12 protein-coding genes are annotated in these 15,422 nt (G+C 48.7%); 5 read left to right on the forward strand and 7 right to left on the reverse strand.

The features are described from left to right. Positions 1 to 6: 6 nt before the first annotated feature. The 5 genes from GUA87_RS17520 to GUA87_RS17540 form a co-directional block, all read right to left on the reverse strand. Positions 7 to 1,170, reverse strand: a complete 1,164-nt coding sequence (locus GUA87_RS17520) for an ABC transporter permease (protein ID WP_193717921.1) — start codon at positions 1,168 to 1,170, stop codon at positions 7 to 9. Next, positions 1,170 to 2,165, reverse strand: coding sequence for an ABC transporter permease (locus tag GUA87_RS17525; protein ID WP_227712131.1), 996 nt, complete (start codon positions 2,163 to 2,165; stop codon positions 1,170 to 1,172). Before GUA87_RS17525 ends, GUA87_RS17520 begins: the two co-directional genes overlap by 1 nt. Positions 2,166 to 2,277: 112 nt before the next feature. Then, positions 2,278 to 4,338 carry an ABC transporter substrate-binding protein gene (locus tag GUA87_RS17530; protein WP_227712132.1) on the reverse strand — a complete coding sequence of 687 codons (2,061 nt, stop codon included), beginning with the start codon at positions 4,336 to 4,338 and terminating at the stop codon, positions 2,278 to 2,280. Positions 4,339 to 4,677: 339 nt separating this feature from the next. Continuing rightward, positions 4,678 to 5,235: a CARDB domain-containing protein gene (locus GUA87_RS17535; protein WP_193717922.1), complete on the reverse strand. Its 558-nt coding sequence runs from the start codon at positions 5,233 to 5,235 to the stop codon at positions 4,678 to 4,680. A gap of 132 nt (positions 5,236 to 5,367) precedes the next feature. Next, positions 5,368 to 6,033, reverse strand: coding sequence for a helix-turn-helix transcriptional regulator (locus tag GUA87_RS17540; protein WP_193717923.1), 666 nt, complete (start codon positions 6,031 to 6,033; stop codon positions 5,368 to 5,370). An 84-nt stretch (positions 6,034 to 6,117) separates the two neighbouring features. Here GUA87_RS17540 and GUA87_RS17545 point away from each other — a divergent pair, with 84 nt between their 5' ends. The 5 genes from GUA87_RS17545 to GUA87_RS17560 all read left to right on the forward strand — a co-directional run bounded on the left by GUA87_RS17545 (position 6,118) and on the right by GUA87_RS17560 (position 13,405). Next, positions 6,118 to 6,753, forward strand: coding sequence for a hypothetical protein (locus GUA87_RS17545; protein WP_193717924.1), 636 nt, complete (start codon positions 6,118 to 6,120; stop codon positions 6,751 to 6,753). 87 nt (positions 6,754 to 6,840) lie between these two features. Next, a complete protein-coding gene (locus tag GUA87_RS18275; RefSeq protein ID WP_227712133.1) occupies positions 6,841 to 7,722 on the forward strand; it encodes an ImuA family protein in 882 nt (293 codons plus the stop codon). Beyond that, complete coding sequence (locus GUA87_RS17550; RefSeq protein WP_321575931.1) at positions 7,640 to 9,208, forward strand: DUF6504 family protein; 1,569 nt, start codon at positions 7,640 to 7,642, stop codon at positions 9,206 to 9,208. The genes GUA87_RS18275 and GUA87_RS17550 overlap by 83 nt, the downstream gene beginning before the upstream one ends. Further along, positions 9,205 to 12,438 (forward strand): error-prone DNA polymerase, encoded by a 3,234-nt coding sequence (locus GUA87_RS17555; protein ID WP_193717926.1) that lies wholly within the window; start codon positions 9,205 to 9,207, stop codon positions 12,436 to 12,438. Before GUA87_RS17550 ends, GUA87_RS17555 begins: the two co-directional genes overlap by 4 nt. Before the next feature lie 97 nt (positions 12,439 to 12,535). Then, entirely contained in the window at positions 12,536 to 13,405 is an 870-nt protein-coding gene (locus GUA87_RS17560) for an oxygenase MpaB family protein (RefSeq protein ID WP_193717970.1), read from the forward strand. A gap of 1 nt (position 13,406) precedes the next feature. On the opposite strand, the gene GUA87_RS17565 is transcribed toward GUA87_RS17560, so the two are convergent. Both GUA87_RS17565 and GUA87_RS17570 read right to left on the reverse strand, forming a co-directional pair. Continuing rightward, entirely contained in the window at positions 13,407 to 14,354 is a 948-nt protein-coding gene (locus GUA87_RS17565) for a hypothetical protein (protein ID WP_193717927.1), read from the reverse strand. Further along, entirely contained in the window at positions 14,351 to 15,421 is a 1,071-nt protein-coding gene (locus GUA87_RS17570) for a VWA domain-containing protein (RefSeq protein ID WP_193717928.1), read from the reverse strand. The genes GUA87_RS17565 and GUA87_RS17570 overlap by 4 nt, the downstream gene beginning before the upstream one ends. Between the last annotated feature and the right edge of the window lies 1 nt (position 15,422).

Here is a 15,422-nt window from a genome sequence, read left to right on the forward strand (position 1 = left end):
CTTCCATTATTTCGCCTCCGCATATGGATCAGCGGCATCGCGCAGACCGTCACCAATGACTGTGAACGCCAACACGGCAACTACAACGAAGACGGCAGGAATAAATAGCCATGGCGTTTGTTCAATCACACGAATGGACTGAGCCTGTTGAAGGAGAACTCCCCAGCTTACTGTTGGCGGCCGAAGGCCCAATCCAACGAAGGACAAAGCTGTTTCACTCAAAATCATATATGGGAAGGAAATCACCAAATCCACGATGATGAAACTAGTAAAACTAGGCAGCATATGTTGCCCGATAATACGCGATGGCTTTGCCCCTGCTAAACGGGCTGCGACAACATAATCTTCATTGCGAATGGACAAAAGCTGAGACCGGATACGCCGGGCAAGCGTTGGCCAACCGAACAGCCCCAAAATCAACGTCATGGCGAAATAAATCTGCGTGGTGGACCATTCTTTTGGCATAGCCGCAGCCAGACCCATATAGAGCGGAATAATCGGAACAACCCGGATAACCTCGGTCACGCGCTGGATCACCATATCCGCGCGTCCCCCGAAGTAACCGGCCGTGCCGCCGATCACGAGCGCCAAGACAAATGAAATCAAGACACCCATCACACCAATGGATAGGGATGTACGGGTCGCATAGATGGTGCGTGAGAACACATCGCGCCCCAAATCATCTGTTCCCCACAAGTGCAGCTTTGCTTTCTTGTCTTCCAGACCAAACAGATGCGTTTCGATAGGGATAAAGCCGAGAAGATCCTTCTTTTCCCCTTTCACAAACAGATTTACATAAATCCGTTTGTTCGGATCAGGAACTGAAATCGCGCGCAAAGTGACAGGATCACGCTTCGTTTTCACGCCATGAATGAACGGCTGAAAAGAACAGCCATTATCATCACAAAAGCTCGGGATTTGGGGTGCGCCATCCAGATATTTCGTATCGCGACTTGTCGGGCCGTACGGCGCAACAAATTCTGCAAAAATACCAAACAGTGCCATAACAACCAGCAGGCTTGCTGCGATCATTGCTGTGCGATGTCGTCTGAAACGCCACCAGATCAACGTCCACTGTGACGCTGAATAATATTTCAAAAGCCGTTGACGTTCTGCTTCGGCTTCTTTGTCCTGCTGTTCCGGCAGGTTTTCCTGAACAACTGAAGTCATTACTGCGTCCCCAACTTGATACGTGGATCCAACCAGGCAAGCAGCAGGTCAGATATGAAGTTCATGAAAACAATCATGAAGGTAAGCAATAACAGGATTGCACCTGCCACATACATATCCAGATCGAGATAGGCGCGGAGCAGTAATTCACCAAGTTCAGTGAGTCCTAGAACAACGGCTACAATCGGCAACTCAGAGAAAATGCGGTTTACGTCAAAACCAATAGTGGAAACCACCGGGTTAATCGCAAGTCGTGCCGGATATTTGATCAACAATTTGGTTTCCGGCACACCGCGGGCACGTGCCGCCGTCACGGATAGCTTGTTAATCTCGTCCGACATGGTCGCACGAACTGTCTGCAACTGATAGGCAACGGCTGACCATGCAAGAACAAAAGCTGGCAGCCACAAATGTTTAAACAGATCCCACGCTTTAGCAATGGACCAAGGGGCATCTTTATATTCCGCGGAAAACAACCCACCGATATCGGCGTTAAACCACTTGTTGGCAAAATAAAGAAGGATCAGCGCCAAAAGAAAGTTCGGCAACGCAAGACCCAAATAGGAAAAAACTGTCAATCCATAGTCAGCAACAGAGGCGCGTCTTACAGCTGCATAAATACCGATCGGAATGGAGACAAAATAAGTAACCAGAAGAGTGGAAAAAAGGATACCGAGTGTCAGCCAGATTTTATCGCCAATCACTTTCAACACAGATGTTTCAAATGCAAAGGCCTGACCAAAATCACCCCGAAGGACAATTCCGCCAATCCAATCGAAATATCTAAAAATCATCGGTTTATCCAAGCCAAGATCGACGCGGATCGCCTGAATATCGGCTTCGGTAACATTAACACCAGTACCGGAGTATTTTCGAAAAGCGTACCGGTCGGCGTAATCACCCGGTGGCAGTTCCATAATCAGGAACACCATGACAGAAACGAGCCCCATGGTCACGACCATGCCCACTAGTCTCTCTAGCGTAAAACGTAGCATCAAACCCCCTGCTCAGGTCACTTCTACAAATCACCTTCGTATTTTTGTTTTGTTCTACAAAGGTAAAAATCCCCCCTTCGTCACCGAAGGAGGGATCATTTTTAAACTAAACTTACTTGGATTCCAGGAACCACTGCTGTGGGCGGTATGGATATGTCCAATAGAAGTCGTATGTTTTCGCTTTGATAGGCTTCACGTTTTTCAGGTCATTGCGGTACATGAACGGTGCAACGATGTCACCAACTGTACCAATTTTGAGCATGTTTTCGACGTGAATGTCAGTGATCATTTTACCAATTTTGTTAGATTCGTCTGAACCGAACTCAACCTGAATAAATTTCTCACCAAGTTCCCAGAGTTTCTTGATGTCTGCTGGTGGCTCGATACCTTCTTTACCACCTGTCTTCTTCCAAGAAGCCCAGTCGAAACCAGTACCTGGGTTGAAGTAGTCACCAAATGGAGGAACGAAAACTGTGATGTCTTGGCTGATGGTTGGGCCGGCGTTACCGTCATATTTCCATACAGTCAGATCCAGATCGTTATTGTTACCACCTGCACGGTATTCGTCAGATGTAACCTCTTTCAGGTCAACACGAACACCAACTGCGGACCAGTAGTCACGCACCAGTTCCTGCATCTTAACAGGCGCACCCTGTGAGGAGTATACCAGACGAACTACAAGTGGCTTACCATCTGGACGTTCCAGAGTACCGTCGCCATCGCTGTCTTTCAGACCCATTTCAGCCAGAAGTTTTTTGGCTTCATCCGGGCTGTAGTTAATATCTTTGCTGAGGTGCTCATCTGTAACGAAGGACACGGTCTTAACTTCAGCAGGAACACCCTGCATTGGTTTACCCTGACCTAGATAAACGATTTCGTTGATTTCATCACGGTTGATCGCTTTTGACATAGCGCGGTTAAAGCGCACGTCATTGAAGATCTTACGAAGTGTTTCGTCTTTATGTGTACGGTTGAAGGAATAGAAAACATTTTCACCAAATGTCGGTGCGAAAGAAACAGTGTAACCGCCTTTGCCTTCGTTTTCTTTCAACAATGGGAAATCTTCAAGGAACACAGCCTGCTGCTTCCAGACAACCTCACCGTTCATGATTTTCAGGTTCTGAACTTCCTTGTCGGCGATATATGTCTCGACGATTTCAGGAATGTATGGAAGCTGCTGACCAGCTGTATCCACCATGTGGAAATAAGGGTTTGCAACCAGCTTACGACCTTCCGCTGTTTCTTCTACAACGATGTGGCTTTCAAGCGTTGGAACAACGGCCCGGCCGATTTTCGCAGCCATTTCTGCATTTTTCAAAAGTGGGGATGGAACGTCTTTCCAGTCAGAACCACCATAGTAGAAATCAACTGCCTCTTTTGCAGATTTGAAACCATATTCCTTAGCCATTTCCTCGGCTTTAGGATTGTACTTCTTCATAAACTGAGACAGGAAGTGTTTTGGCTGGAACGGCTGACCATAGTCAACAGCAAAGCGATTCATGATACCTGGTGTTGGAACCGGGAATGTAAACTTAACAGTTACATCATCAACAGCTTCAACTTTTGCAGGCTTACCAGCAAACAACCAACGATCAGGTGTTTTTTCATAAACATCTGGGTTCAGGATCATTTCATTATGCCAGAACGCAACGTCTTCAGCAGTGAAGGCTTCACCGTCGGACCATTTGTGGCCTTTACGAAGAACAATTGTCAGCTGCGTGTAGTCATCATTCCATGACCATGCTTTTGCAACGTTTGGAACAACTGTCTGCAGATCATCAGCATAACGCACAAAGTTTACGTGACGTACTGAGAGAAGATCGGATGTACCTGATTCTGTTGCTTTTGAAAGGCCTGAAAGGACACCGCCGTATGCGCCGACTTTATCATAAGGCGCAACAACCAGAGCTTCTGCTGGCACACGCTTATCTACAGATGCCAGATCGCCATTTCCCAAAATGCGCTTGTTCAGCGCAGCGATACCCGGATTTTCCTGAAGTTGCAGATCACAAGATGCTTTTTTCTCGAATTCAGCCAGCTCAAATTGCTGCGGATAGTCTGAAGATAGGCCCTTCATATCCGCAACGGTTGGTGTAGGACATGCTGCATAGGCGGAAGTGCCCATGGCAACAAGTGCAGTACAAACTGCAAGTGTATTAGTGAATTTTTTCATGTGACGTTTCCCTGTAAAAAAACCGAGGATAAATTAGATTTGAATTATTTCAATAAAATGACAACCAGCACCACATTACAAATACACTAACTGCCCATTTTTTGTGGTTATTGCCTATTTTATACACAAAAAAGGCTCAAAATGTGGAATCTTACATGCTTACATTATAACAGCTAATAGCGCTTATAATTGAAAGTAATGTTTTTCGATTCGGTTTCATTTGAAACAGGTAAGTTCCGTTGCGGCTTTCTAATTGGTGGCGAACTTTTGCCCCGCCCCAACCAAAACGCAAAAAACCCCCTGCCTGTGCAGAGGGTTTTTTTTAACTTTTTCAGAGCCTTATTTATAGTTCATAGCATACTTGTTGTTATTCTCATTGCTCTCAACAAGCTTTTTGAAATAGTCAGCAGTAAACAAGATGCGATCACCGCGAGTATAGTTTTCAGGTGGAATCGTGATGGTAACGGCCTGCACCTGACCTGGGTTCAAAGGTGGGATAATGGCATCCCCTCCCCAAGACTGATTGTTTTGAAGAAAATGCTGACCGAACAGATTTCCTTGAGGGGCGGCCTTCGTTCCCATGTTTTTCACCTTCACGACAAAAGTGTGTGTTGTTCCAGCTTTCCGTTTAGCACCAAGAATTGTGTAATCAGGTAAAACCAGTTTTGCCTTAACAGTTTTTGTCTGACGGCCGGCTGGCGCTGATTTCATTGTGTCATTCTCACGACCAGGCGCCTTAATCTTCAATTCCTCACAGTGGTAAGATCCATTTTCCAGTACTGGTACCTGTCCCATTGGGCATTTTGGTTTTGGGCCATTTGGATTGGCTGCAAATGCAGCGGTTGCGACAGAAGAGAGAACCAGAGTTGTTGTCAGCAGAGTAGAGAGTTTCATCATAAATTCCTTTAAATCAGTTGCGATACTTCTTGGTCGTCGCCCCTGATGAAAAGGTTCAAAAAAATTTTGACCTTTTTTCTGATCAAGGTGTTTTACTCTCCCTCACCATAGGAAAAGCACCATTTCCGCCTCTTATAAAAATTTCAAATAATCCGAAAACTCCTTGCCCAATTCAGGTTTGAAATAGGAGTTGGTCATTTCCAATTCTGAAATCCGGTCCACTCTGAAGTTCCGGAAGTCATCTCGCAGCTCGCACCAACCGGTTAGCAACCAAACCTCATCAAACGCTGTCACGCCGAGCGGACGAATAGTTCGTTTTGTGCTCTGCCCCTTAAGGTCTACATATGCCATCTCCACCCTATAGCGTTTGCGAATGGCCTCTCTAAGCGATGACATATGATTTGGTGCTTTCCCTCGCAGATTACTCACCAGCAATGTTGACTGACTTCTGGACGCCGCAAAACGGTCTGAAATTACTCCCATAATTTTTGAAGATGCACGGGCCGCCGCGTCCGCAAGTGTACCATCCCCGCGAACAGCGATGAGCTGCATCCCCAAAATAATGGCGTCCATCTCATCCAGATCAAAGTTAAGAGGAGGCAGGAAATACCCTTTTGACATTTGGTAGCCAACCCCGACTTCCCCTTCAATCGGTGCGCCCATCGCTTGCAAAGCAGCCACATCCCGATAAATCGTGCGTACTGACACGTTCAATTTCTCAGCAAGCTCTTCGGCGGAGATTGCGTAATGGCGCCCCCGTAATATCTCTAACAGATTAAAAAGTCTTTCCGTCTTCATGGATCAATACTGACATATTCTGTCAGTAGGAACAAGTAGAGTACAAAACTTCAAAAAACACACTCACTCTATGGAGATATTTAGATGCGCACTCCTACTTCCAGCTCCAGTGCACTTGGCTTTGCTCGTTATAATGGTCGTAAAGATGTTGACCCAAACGAGATCATCGAAGCCTGCCTAACCTGGCGTGAAGAGTTTCTTTTCAAGCAAGAAGGGATCCTCGCTCACTACTTTTTTGGTAATATGCAGGGCCAGTTTGCAGATATGACATTTGCCAAAGACCAAAAGGCACTGGATCAAATGTCTGAAGGATTTATGGCAGCCCCTTCCTCAAAGGCTTTTCTGGATAAATTGAATCCTGAAACAGTGTCGTTGATCAGATGCGATATCTTAAAAGACAATTTCATCCCGCCAGCCTATTTCGCATGTCTGGAATTTGGTACCTTTGACGCTGTAATGGATCACCCTTTCAGTGAAAAGCAGATGTTATGTGCCTCTGACAAAATCGAAAATGAGTATCTCAACCGTTTTGAAGGCTCCCGCGGTCACTTTATGGGAAAGGTTTCTGATAGAACTTATGCCGAGATTTCATTCGTCGATACTTTGGCCAATGCCCGGCAGATTTGCGGTGGATACCTAAGCGATCCGGCTTGCTTCCCTCTTCTGTCTATGTTTGATCCTGCTTCGGTCAATTTGGATTTCTGGTATTTACTGGCCTGAAATTTTGTTCTCAGATCTTGAATGTTCTTGTTTTGTTCTGTATGATGAGTCGCCCGACAATGCTTAAAGGTGGGATTCTAGGCAGCCATGGGCGCAGAACTGAACGAAATACTGAACAGGTTGAAAGAAAAAGGTCTCCCCCTCTCTGTTCTTTCACCTTCCTTTAAGGAGGAGCCGCTTGAAACGGGTAGCTTCTCTTTAAAGGAGAGCACGGACACCCCGGTTCCGGTCGGGGTGCCTGACATTGACGCGCATCTTTTGGATCAGGGCCTCCGATCCGGCGCAACTCATGAATTTATTCCCGAAAGTTTCGCCGACTATCCCGCAGCACTTGGATTTTTGCTGGCGATGGCTGGGCGTACTTACGGTTTGGAAAAACGACCCTTTATCTGGTGCGCGTCTGGAAAAGGGGCGGACCGTCCCTCCCTGCCTTACCCATACGGGTTATTAAACATGGGATTATCCGCCGACGATCTGCTATGCGTGCAGGTGGAAAGTGAGCGGGACATGTTGTGGGTTTTGGAAGAAGCCTTATCCGCCCCTTCCCGCCCGCATGTCATCGGGCTCTATCCGGCGGCAGAGAAAATGCACGACTTTACCGCAAGTCGCCGCCTGTCTTTACGGTGCGAGAAAAACCAGACGCGCCTGTTCCTGCTTCATCATCACAGCATGATGTCTGTAGGTGGATCGACCGCAGCCGCAACCCGCTGGACCATTAAAACAACCCCAAGCGCCGCCGTTTTTTACAGTAACAGCAAAACGCCCTCCATGGGACCGCCCCGCTGGCATGTCTCTTTGACCCAATGCAAACGTGGCCGCCCCGGCAGTTGGAAACTGGAGTGGGATTATGAGACGCTATCTTTCCATTTGGTATCCCCATTGGCCCATCGAACGCTGGCAACGCGCGCAGAGAAGCGCCGCACGCAATTGGCAACAGGCGCACGAAAACGACTGTCCGGACGCAACTAATCAAACTTCTCCCTTCGCCCTCATTGAAAACACACAACGAGGGTTGAGGATTTATGCCGCGAACCAAGCTGCAGAAGAGAAAGGAATTACCGCAGGTTTACCCCTGGCGGATGCCAAGGCCCTGTTTCCAGAGCTCCGTACAGAAGAAGCGGCGCCTGCCAGAGATCTTGAAGGCTTGAAACGCCTTGCACTTTGGTGCCTGCGGTACAGCCCTTTGGTCACCACTCATCCCCCGGACGGTATTGCCATCGACATCACCGGATGCGCCCACCTGTTTGATGGAGAGGACGCCATGCTGCGCCTTATAGAGCATCAGATGCAGGTTTTTGATCTGAGCGCTCAATTGGCGCTTTCGGATACCATTGGGGCGTCCTGGGCTGCCGCACGGTTTATGAAAACATCACGCACCATTCTGACAGAAGGGGCTCAGCGCCGTGCACTCGCCCCTCTTCCCGTAGAAGCTTTGCGCCTCCCTCCTGATATTGTACTTCGTCTGAAACAAGTTGGTATTCGGCAAATATCTTCCCTCATTGATGCCCCAAAACCACCGCTGGTGACACGCTTTGGGGCGGAACTTGTGACACGACTTGAACAAGCCATCGGGCAGAGTGCAGAAATTTTCAATCCGATCGCGCCAGCCCCTATATATGAGGTGCGCCGTCCTTTGATGGAACCTATTCGCCATCTGGAAGCTGTTGAACTCATTCTTGAAGACATGGCCACAAATATATCCGCGCAGTTATTACAAGATAACGCGGCGGCCCGCCGGTTGGATCTCTTTCTTTTTCGGGTGGATGGCCATGTGGAACGGCTTGAAGCCCGAACCAGCCGTCTTTGCAATAAAGCCGAACATATAACGCTTCTATTTAAGGAACGCCTGTCGCGCCTTCAGGAGGAAATTGATATTGGCTTTGGATATGATCTTCTGCTTCTGGGGGTTTACGATGTGGAACCCGCCGAGGAAAAACAACTGAACTGGGCACCCCTAAAACGTGAAGAGGAAACCAGCCTTTCATCAGAAGAAATATCCCGCCTGCTGGATCGTTTCGGAAACCGCTTTGGCTTTGACCGTATTCTTCATTTTCAGCCATTTGAAAGTCATATTCCCGAAAAAGCCATTCAGGTGGAGGTATTTTCAAATAGAAACCGTTCTTCCCAATGGGCGTCTCAAAAAGAAAATTCATCGGCGCGACCTTTCCTTTTGCTGGATCGGGTCGAGCCCATCACTGTTTTGGCGGAAGTACCGGATGGCCCCCCCATCCGCTTTCAATGGCGGCGTCAACAGCATGAAGTTATTGCCGCTGATGGTCCGGAACGTATTGCCCCTGAATGGTGGCAAACCACCAAGGTTGAGCAATCCTTTCAAACCCGGGATTATTACCGTGTTGAAGATCAGCAAGGACGGCGCTTCTGGCTTTACCGGGATGGGCTTTATAATCGCGAACAGGATCATCCACGCTGGTTTATGCAAGGACTGTTTCCATGAGCACTGGTCCTGAATATGCGGAACTCGCCGTCACCACAAATTTCAGTTTCCTGCACGGCGCCTCTCATCCGGATGAACTGGTCCTCACCGCAGCGGCCCTTGGCGTAAAAGCGATCGCCATTGCAGATCGCAATACATTGGCGGGCGTGGTGCGTGCTCATAAGGAAGCCAAAAATCATGACCTCCAAATCATCATTGGTTGCCGCCTTGTGATGGTGGACGGGTTTGAAATAATCTGCCTCCCGACAAACAAGGCTGCCTATAGCCGTCTGACCCGCTTGCTTTCCCAAGGGAACCTTCGGGCCGAGAAAGGAAATTGCCACCTCACCCTTGATGATGTGCAAATGCACGCCAAAGACCAAATCCTGATCATCATGCCACCGGAAACTCTCGGCGAAGAATTTAAACAGCAAGTCGCTGATTTCGCCTCCCGCTTCAAAGATGGGCATCTGGCCTTAACCCGATATTATGGTCCTCACGACCATAAATATCTGGAAGCACTTTCTGCACTTGCACGTGATCGCGACCTTCTGCCCGTCGCAACGAACAATATTCTCTATCATATTCCCGACCGTCGCCCCCTACAGGATGTCCTGACCTGTATTCGGAACCATACGACTGTTCAAAAAGCAGGACTTTCTTTACGCGCCAATGCAGAACGGCATCTGAAAACACCTTATGAAATCTATCGTTTATTCCCGGGGTTTCCAGATGCCGTTGCCCGAAGCGTTGAGATCGCAAGAAAATGCCGTTTTTCATTGGACGAATTAGCGTATCAATATCCGGACGAACCTTGTGGTGATAGCTCTTCACCACAAGCCGAGCTGGAACGCCTCACCTGGATTGGGGCGGAGGAGCGCTATCCTGACGGAATCCCCGAGAAGGTTCGCAACATCCTGACACATGAACTGTCTCTGATCGGTGGCCTTAATTACGCCCCCTACTTTCTGACCGTTTACGACATTGTCCGCTTTGCCAGATCTTTAACTCCCCCGATCCTCTGTCAGGGGCGCGGGTCTGCCGCCAACTCTGCGGTTTGCTATTGTCTTGGGGTGACCTCGGTGAACCCGACAGAGGTGGATCTGTTGTTCGAACGTTTTGTCTCAGCGGAGCGGGATGAGCCGCCGGATATCGATGTGGATTTCGAACATGAACGCCGAGAAGAGGTTATTCAGTACATTTACAACCGATATGGTCGCCACCGCGCGGGCCTTGCGGCAACCGTTGTTACCTACCGTACCCGCAGTGCTGTCCGAGAGGTCGGCAAGGCCATGGGTCTTTCAGAAGATGTGGTGGCTGCCCTCGCCAGCAATGTATGGGGGCATAGTTCTACTGGATTAAGCTGGGAAGATGCGGCCCGGATCGGAATTGGTAAGGGCGACAAAACGGTTAGTCAAACCTTACAACTCAGTCAGATGCTTATTGGGTTTCCCCGGCACCTGTCGCAACATGTAGGTGGCTTTGTCATTACACGCGACCCTCTTATTGATCTGTCTCCCATTTCCAATGCGGCCATGGAGAACCGAACGGTTGTTGAGTGGGATAAGGATGATCTGGATGCCTTGGGGATTTTGAAGATTGATGTCCTCTCCCTTGGGATGTTGACCTGTATTCGCAAAGCTTTTGACCTTCTGGAAGATCATTATCATTACCCTATGTCATTGGCTGGTATCCCCCGCGATGACGCCCCCACATATGACATGATCCAGAAAGCAGATACAGTTGGTGTTTTCCAAATTGAAAGCCGGGCGCAAATGTCCATGCTGCCCCGCCTGCGACCTGAAAACTTCTATGATCTGGTAATTGAGATCGCCATCGTTCGCCCCGGCCCTATCCAGGGCGACATGGTGCATCCTTACCTTCGGCGCAGGCAAGGGTTGGAAGAGGTCACATATCCATCTGAAGAATTGCGATCCGTCCTTGAGAAAACCAAAGGTGTTCCGTTGTTTCAGGAACAGGCCATGCAGATCGCTATGGTCGGTGCGGGTTTTACCGCCGAAGAAGCCGATGGACTTCGCCGCGCCATGGCAACCTTCAAACGCACTGGTGATATCGGTAATTTCAAAGAGAAGTTTTTGAACGGCATGACATCTCGCGGGTATGAGCCTGAATTTGCGGATCAATGCTTCCGGCAGATTGAAGGGTTCAGTGATTATGGTTTTCCCGAAAGTCATTCCGCCAGCTTTGCCCTGCTTGCCTATGCTTCCGCCTGGCTTAAATGCCATTACCCTGATGTCTTTTGCGCAGCTATCCTAAATTCACAGCCAATGGGTTTTTATTCCGCGGCCTCTTTGGTGCGGGATTTCCGGGAACATGGCGGTACGGTTCTCGCGGCTGACATTAATTTCAGTCATTGGGATAATATGCTGGAACCTTCTGAGGAAGAAACGGGAGTTCATATCCCGGTCAGGCTTGGATTTCGGCAAATCAGTGGCTTTAGAGCAGAAGAAGCAGGCAAACTCCTTGTCGCCCGCCTTGACGGGTTTGACAGCATCAGAGATCTTTATTTTCGTGCTGGATTGGAGATGCGTTCTCTTGAACTGCTCGCGGGGGCAGATGCGTTTCGGTCCATTGGCCTTGACAGGCGGGAAGCTCTTTGGGCTGTGAAAGGACTGTCAGGACAAGGTAAAGGTCGCGCGGCACCAGAAGACCTACCGCTGTTTGCCTCCGCCCGCGCCGAAAAAGAAGCTTTACAAAAAGAAGCTGAAATGCGGCTTCCGTCCATGCCACTTGGGCAACATGTGGTGGAAGATTATGCCACCTTAAGATTATCCTTGAAAGCTCACCCTATTTCTTTTCTAAGGGACTCACTCCGGCCCAAAGGGGTGATTACAACCGAAAACCTGCAGCGCGTTAAAAATGGACAGCGGGTGAATGTGGCGGGTTTGATCCTGGCCCGGCAGCGTCCGGGGACTGCCGCCGGTGTTATCTTCATGACATTGGAAGATGAAACCGGAACCGCCAACGTCATTGTCTGGCCCAAGAAATTCGAAATTTATCGGCGTGTTGTGCTTTCCGCCCGCGTTGTCAGAATTGAAGGAGAAATCCAAACGGAGCAAAATGTAATCCACCTGATCACCCATCATATGGAAGACCTTAGCCATCGGCTTTCTGAATTGATGGAGGAAGCGCCGGAAAAACCAACCATCAAGCAGGAAACTATGAAGCCAAATCTGTGGCGTCATCCTCGCACCACCCAAGTGATGCCAAAGGGGAGAAATTTTCACTAAATGCCTCCGCCCCTACAAAAACAAATACAAACCGGCCCCATGGATTGCTAGTATCTGAAGATCTTAATTCAGCTTCCAAGTGATCATGTTATCGCCGATTAATTTTGTCAGACAGCGGATTGAAAAGGAAATCTTCAATCACACCGGCATTACCCTGAAAGGGGTGAGCTATGACATGCCCAAAGGTGATCCGGGACTTTTTGGCCCGGACAGTGCCTGCTGGCAGGTTCATCGGGATTTCACCTCTATGCTGTCCGGCGGGTTTTCTGCATTGCTGCTGCAAATGCTGCATCCGCTTGCCCTTGCGGGTGTCTGGGACCATTCCAACTTTCGCGACGATATGCTTGGACGCCTAAAACGTACCGCCCAATTTGTTGCTGCCACCACCTTTGGCAACACAGAAGATGCCAATACCCTTATTGCCAAAGTGCGGGCAATCCACGAAAAAGTCGAAGGGCTTGCGCCCGATGGCCGCCCTTACAGCGCGATGGATCCCGAATTATTATCCTGGGTGCATGTGGCTGAATCTTATAGTTTCTTAAATGCCCGACAGCTTTTCTTCACGCCCAAACTCTCCCCGGCTGATCAGGATCGGTATTTTAAAGAATATGCCCATGTGGCACGAGAATTGGGCGCAGAAAATGTTCCGACAAGCGTTAAGGAAATTGAAGAGTATTTGCAGAAGAAAATCCCGGAACTGGTTTATGACGACAGAACCGCAGAGGTTTTCCAAATACTGTCGCGCCCCAATGTGGGAAACGAACTTCAACGATTTTATGCACGGCAAGCCATGGCTGCGGCTTATTATCTGCTCCCCGATTTTGCGAAAGATCTATATCCTGATGTTAGTCTTCACCGCCAAATGCGCGGTATCAAATCACTGAAGACAATTGCCCCCATGTTAAGATGGTCGGTTAGAAATGGTGCCTACGCCCGCGCCCTCAGACGCCTTGGCAGAGAACCTTAACCTAACGCGACAATCCGAGAAATGTCCCACCGCTGCGTTTGGCAACTTCCCTCATCAGGGTCGCAAACCGGCCTGTATTGCCAACAGACATAAATCCAATTGCGTGAATTTTTGCAAGCGGTTTACCGCTCACCCGGTTTGTATTCAGCTTCTCCAGCTGGTCAATGACGGTGCCGTAGGAAGCACCGCTATATTCATCGCCAATGATGTAAATGGAAAGAGAGGAAGAAGGGTTCGCATACTTCTTCAACGCAACGCCAAGGCCTTCTACCGGGCTACTGTTGGAATTAATCCGCCAATTAGACAGGAGCTTAAAAACATTTTTTCGGCGGCCATCTGTATCTGGTATCCACTTGCCATTATAGGCAGACACCAGATGCAGTCCGTTATCATTCAGGATTTGAAACCCCTTAACTTTGGGATGGATTTCCAAAACCTTCTGCATCTCCGACATGACACGTCCCCAAATGGACTGCATACTGCCCGAGGTATCCACAATGAAGAGAACATAATCACTATCAACGGGAATGCCACCAACCTCGTCATCTCGTTTCTTGGTGTTCGACGATGGACTAATGCTCGCTCTGTTAAGCGACTCTTCTACCAGCGCAAGACCTTCCAAACTGTCTTTTGCTTCAGCTGTTTTCTTGACCGCGTCAGATTTTGATCTGGCAAGAGCCGCACTCTTATCGGCACCTGCACTTAAAGCAGATTCCGTTTTTGCCACCTCATCTGATTTATCATCAATCCGGTTCTTTAGTGTGGCGATTGTCTGTTCCAGCGCCGTGATTTCAGCAACGATTTGCTCAGCACTTTCAATAGAACTTTTGGAGACATCCTGTCCCGGCTTGGCAACCAGGATCAGCAAGACAACAGCGCCGAACCCACAGGTAATCAGATCCAGAAAGGCCAGACTGAATATCTCAGTATTTCTGTTTCTTCGTTTCATGGCCAACTCACCGCAGGGCTAATCATGAGCCCCCCTGTGGAATAGGTCCACGCCCACATTAAAGGGGCCGCTTCCGGATCTCCCTCCAAGGGCAGCAAGACCACATTTAAAGGCGTTCGCCTTGTGAAACCTGCCTTCTTAACCGTGTGGACGAAAAGCCGTGATCGACAATTTCCCGATATGGTGCTCGATTTACCGAAAAGAGCGGAACATTTTGCAAAAGGGTTCAGGCTCTTGAAATTGGAAGTTCCTTTCGTCGGCAACCCATCTGTCACCACATAGTAGTTTGTTGGCCGGCCAGATAATTTTTTTGCAGCATCCAGCGCCCCTTCTAGATTGGTGCCGCCGCTTGGCACAATCTGATCCATTTCGTCAAAGACTTGCTGAACTGATGATGTATCAGCGCCCTTAAACCAATCGGATGGCCCGATCGGGTTTACCTTCTCACTAAAGCCCAAGAAATAGGCTTCTGATCCTTTGGGAATGCGGTTGGCTAGCCATTTGACAATGCGTTTTGTCCGCTGCCATTTTGGGCCCTTCTGCTTTTCTGTATCACTGCCAGTTTTGCGCCCAATAATATCAACCAGTCTTTCATCCGTCATGGAGGCGCTTGTATCAATCAAAAAGGCTATTCGGCGACCTTCAACCTTCAATCCCATAAGGTACTCTTCTTCACCGCCTTCATCTGATTGAACGACGTCATCCTTCTTCAGGGGCGGTTTATTGATGATCCTTTCTTTGACTTCATCTACTTCCTTTTTGATGTCGTCATTGGTCTGGGATATGTCTTGCAGTTCCTTGGCAAGTTCCTGATTGTTCTGCAACAATTTCGCAAGTTCAGATTTTAGCTCGGAAAGTTTCTTTTCTTGGCCCAAGGCTTCCTTATCCAGCGCCGCTTTTTGTTCCTGCCTTGCGCCCAATTCCTTAATCAGTGCGTCGATATCGATGGGGTCTTCCTCAGGCTGCAATTTTAGAAGAATGAGAATAAGAACCGCTGCACCAAGACCGCAGGCCATGATGTCCAGAAAAGAGAGGTTAAAACCTTCTGTTTCGCGGCGACGACGCATT

Source organism: Sneathiella sp. P13V-1, from assembly GCF_015143595.1.
Taxonomy (GTDB): domain Bacteria; phylum Pseudomonadota; class Alphaproteobacteria; order Sneathiellales; family Sneathiellaceae; genus Sneathiella.

Coding starts and splice junctions, on each gene's coding strand:
- GUA87_RS17520 (WP_193717921.1), bottom strand. CDS start 1,170: ATGACTTCAGTTGTTCAGGAAAACCTGCCGGAACAGCAGGACAAAGAA.
- GUA87_RS17525 (WP_227712131.1), bottom strand. CDS start 2,165: ATGCTACGTTTTACGCTAGAGAGACTAGTGGGCATGGTCGTGACCATG.
- GUA87_RS17530 (WP_227712132.1), bottom strand. CDS start 4,338: ATGAAAAAATTCACTAATACACTTGCAGTTTGTACTGCACTTGTTGCC.
- GUA87_RS17535 (WP_193717922.1), bottom strand. CDS start 5,235: ATGATGAAACTCTCTACTCTGCTGACAACAACTCTGGTTCTCTCTTCT.
- GUA87_RS17540 (WP_193717923.1), bottom strand. CDS start 6,033: ATGAAGACGGAAAGACTTTTTAATCTGTTAGAGATATTACGGGGGCGC.
- GUA87_RS17545 (WP_193717924.1), top strand. CDS start 6,118: ATGCGCACTCCTACTTCCAGCTCCAGTGCACTTGGCTTTGCTCGTTAT.
- GUA87_RS18275 (WP_227712133.1), top strand. CDS start 6,841: ATGGGCGCAGAACTGAACGAAATACTGAACAGGTTGAAAGAAAAAGGT.
- GUA87_RS17555 (WP_193717926.1), top strand. CDS start 9,205: ATGAGCACTGGTCCTGAATATGCGGAACTCGCCGTCACCACAAATTTC.
- GUA87_RS17565 (WP_193717927.1), bottom strand. CDS start 14,354: ATGAAACGAAGAAACAGAAATACTGAGATATTCAGTCTGGCCTTTCTG.
- GUA87_RS17570 (WP_193717928.1), bottom strand. CDS start 15,421: ATGCGTCGTCGCCGCGAAACAGAAGGTTTTAACCTCTCTTTTCTGGAC.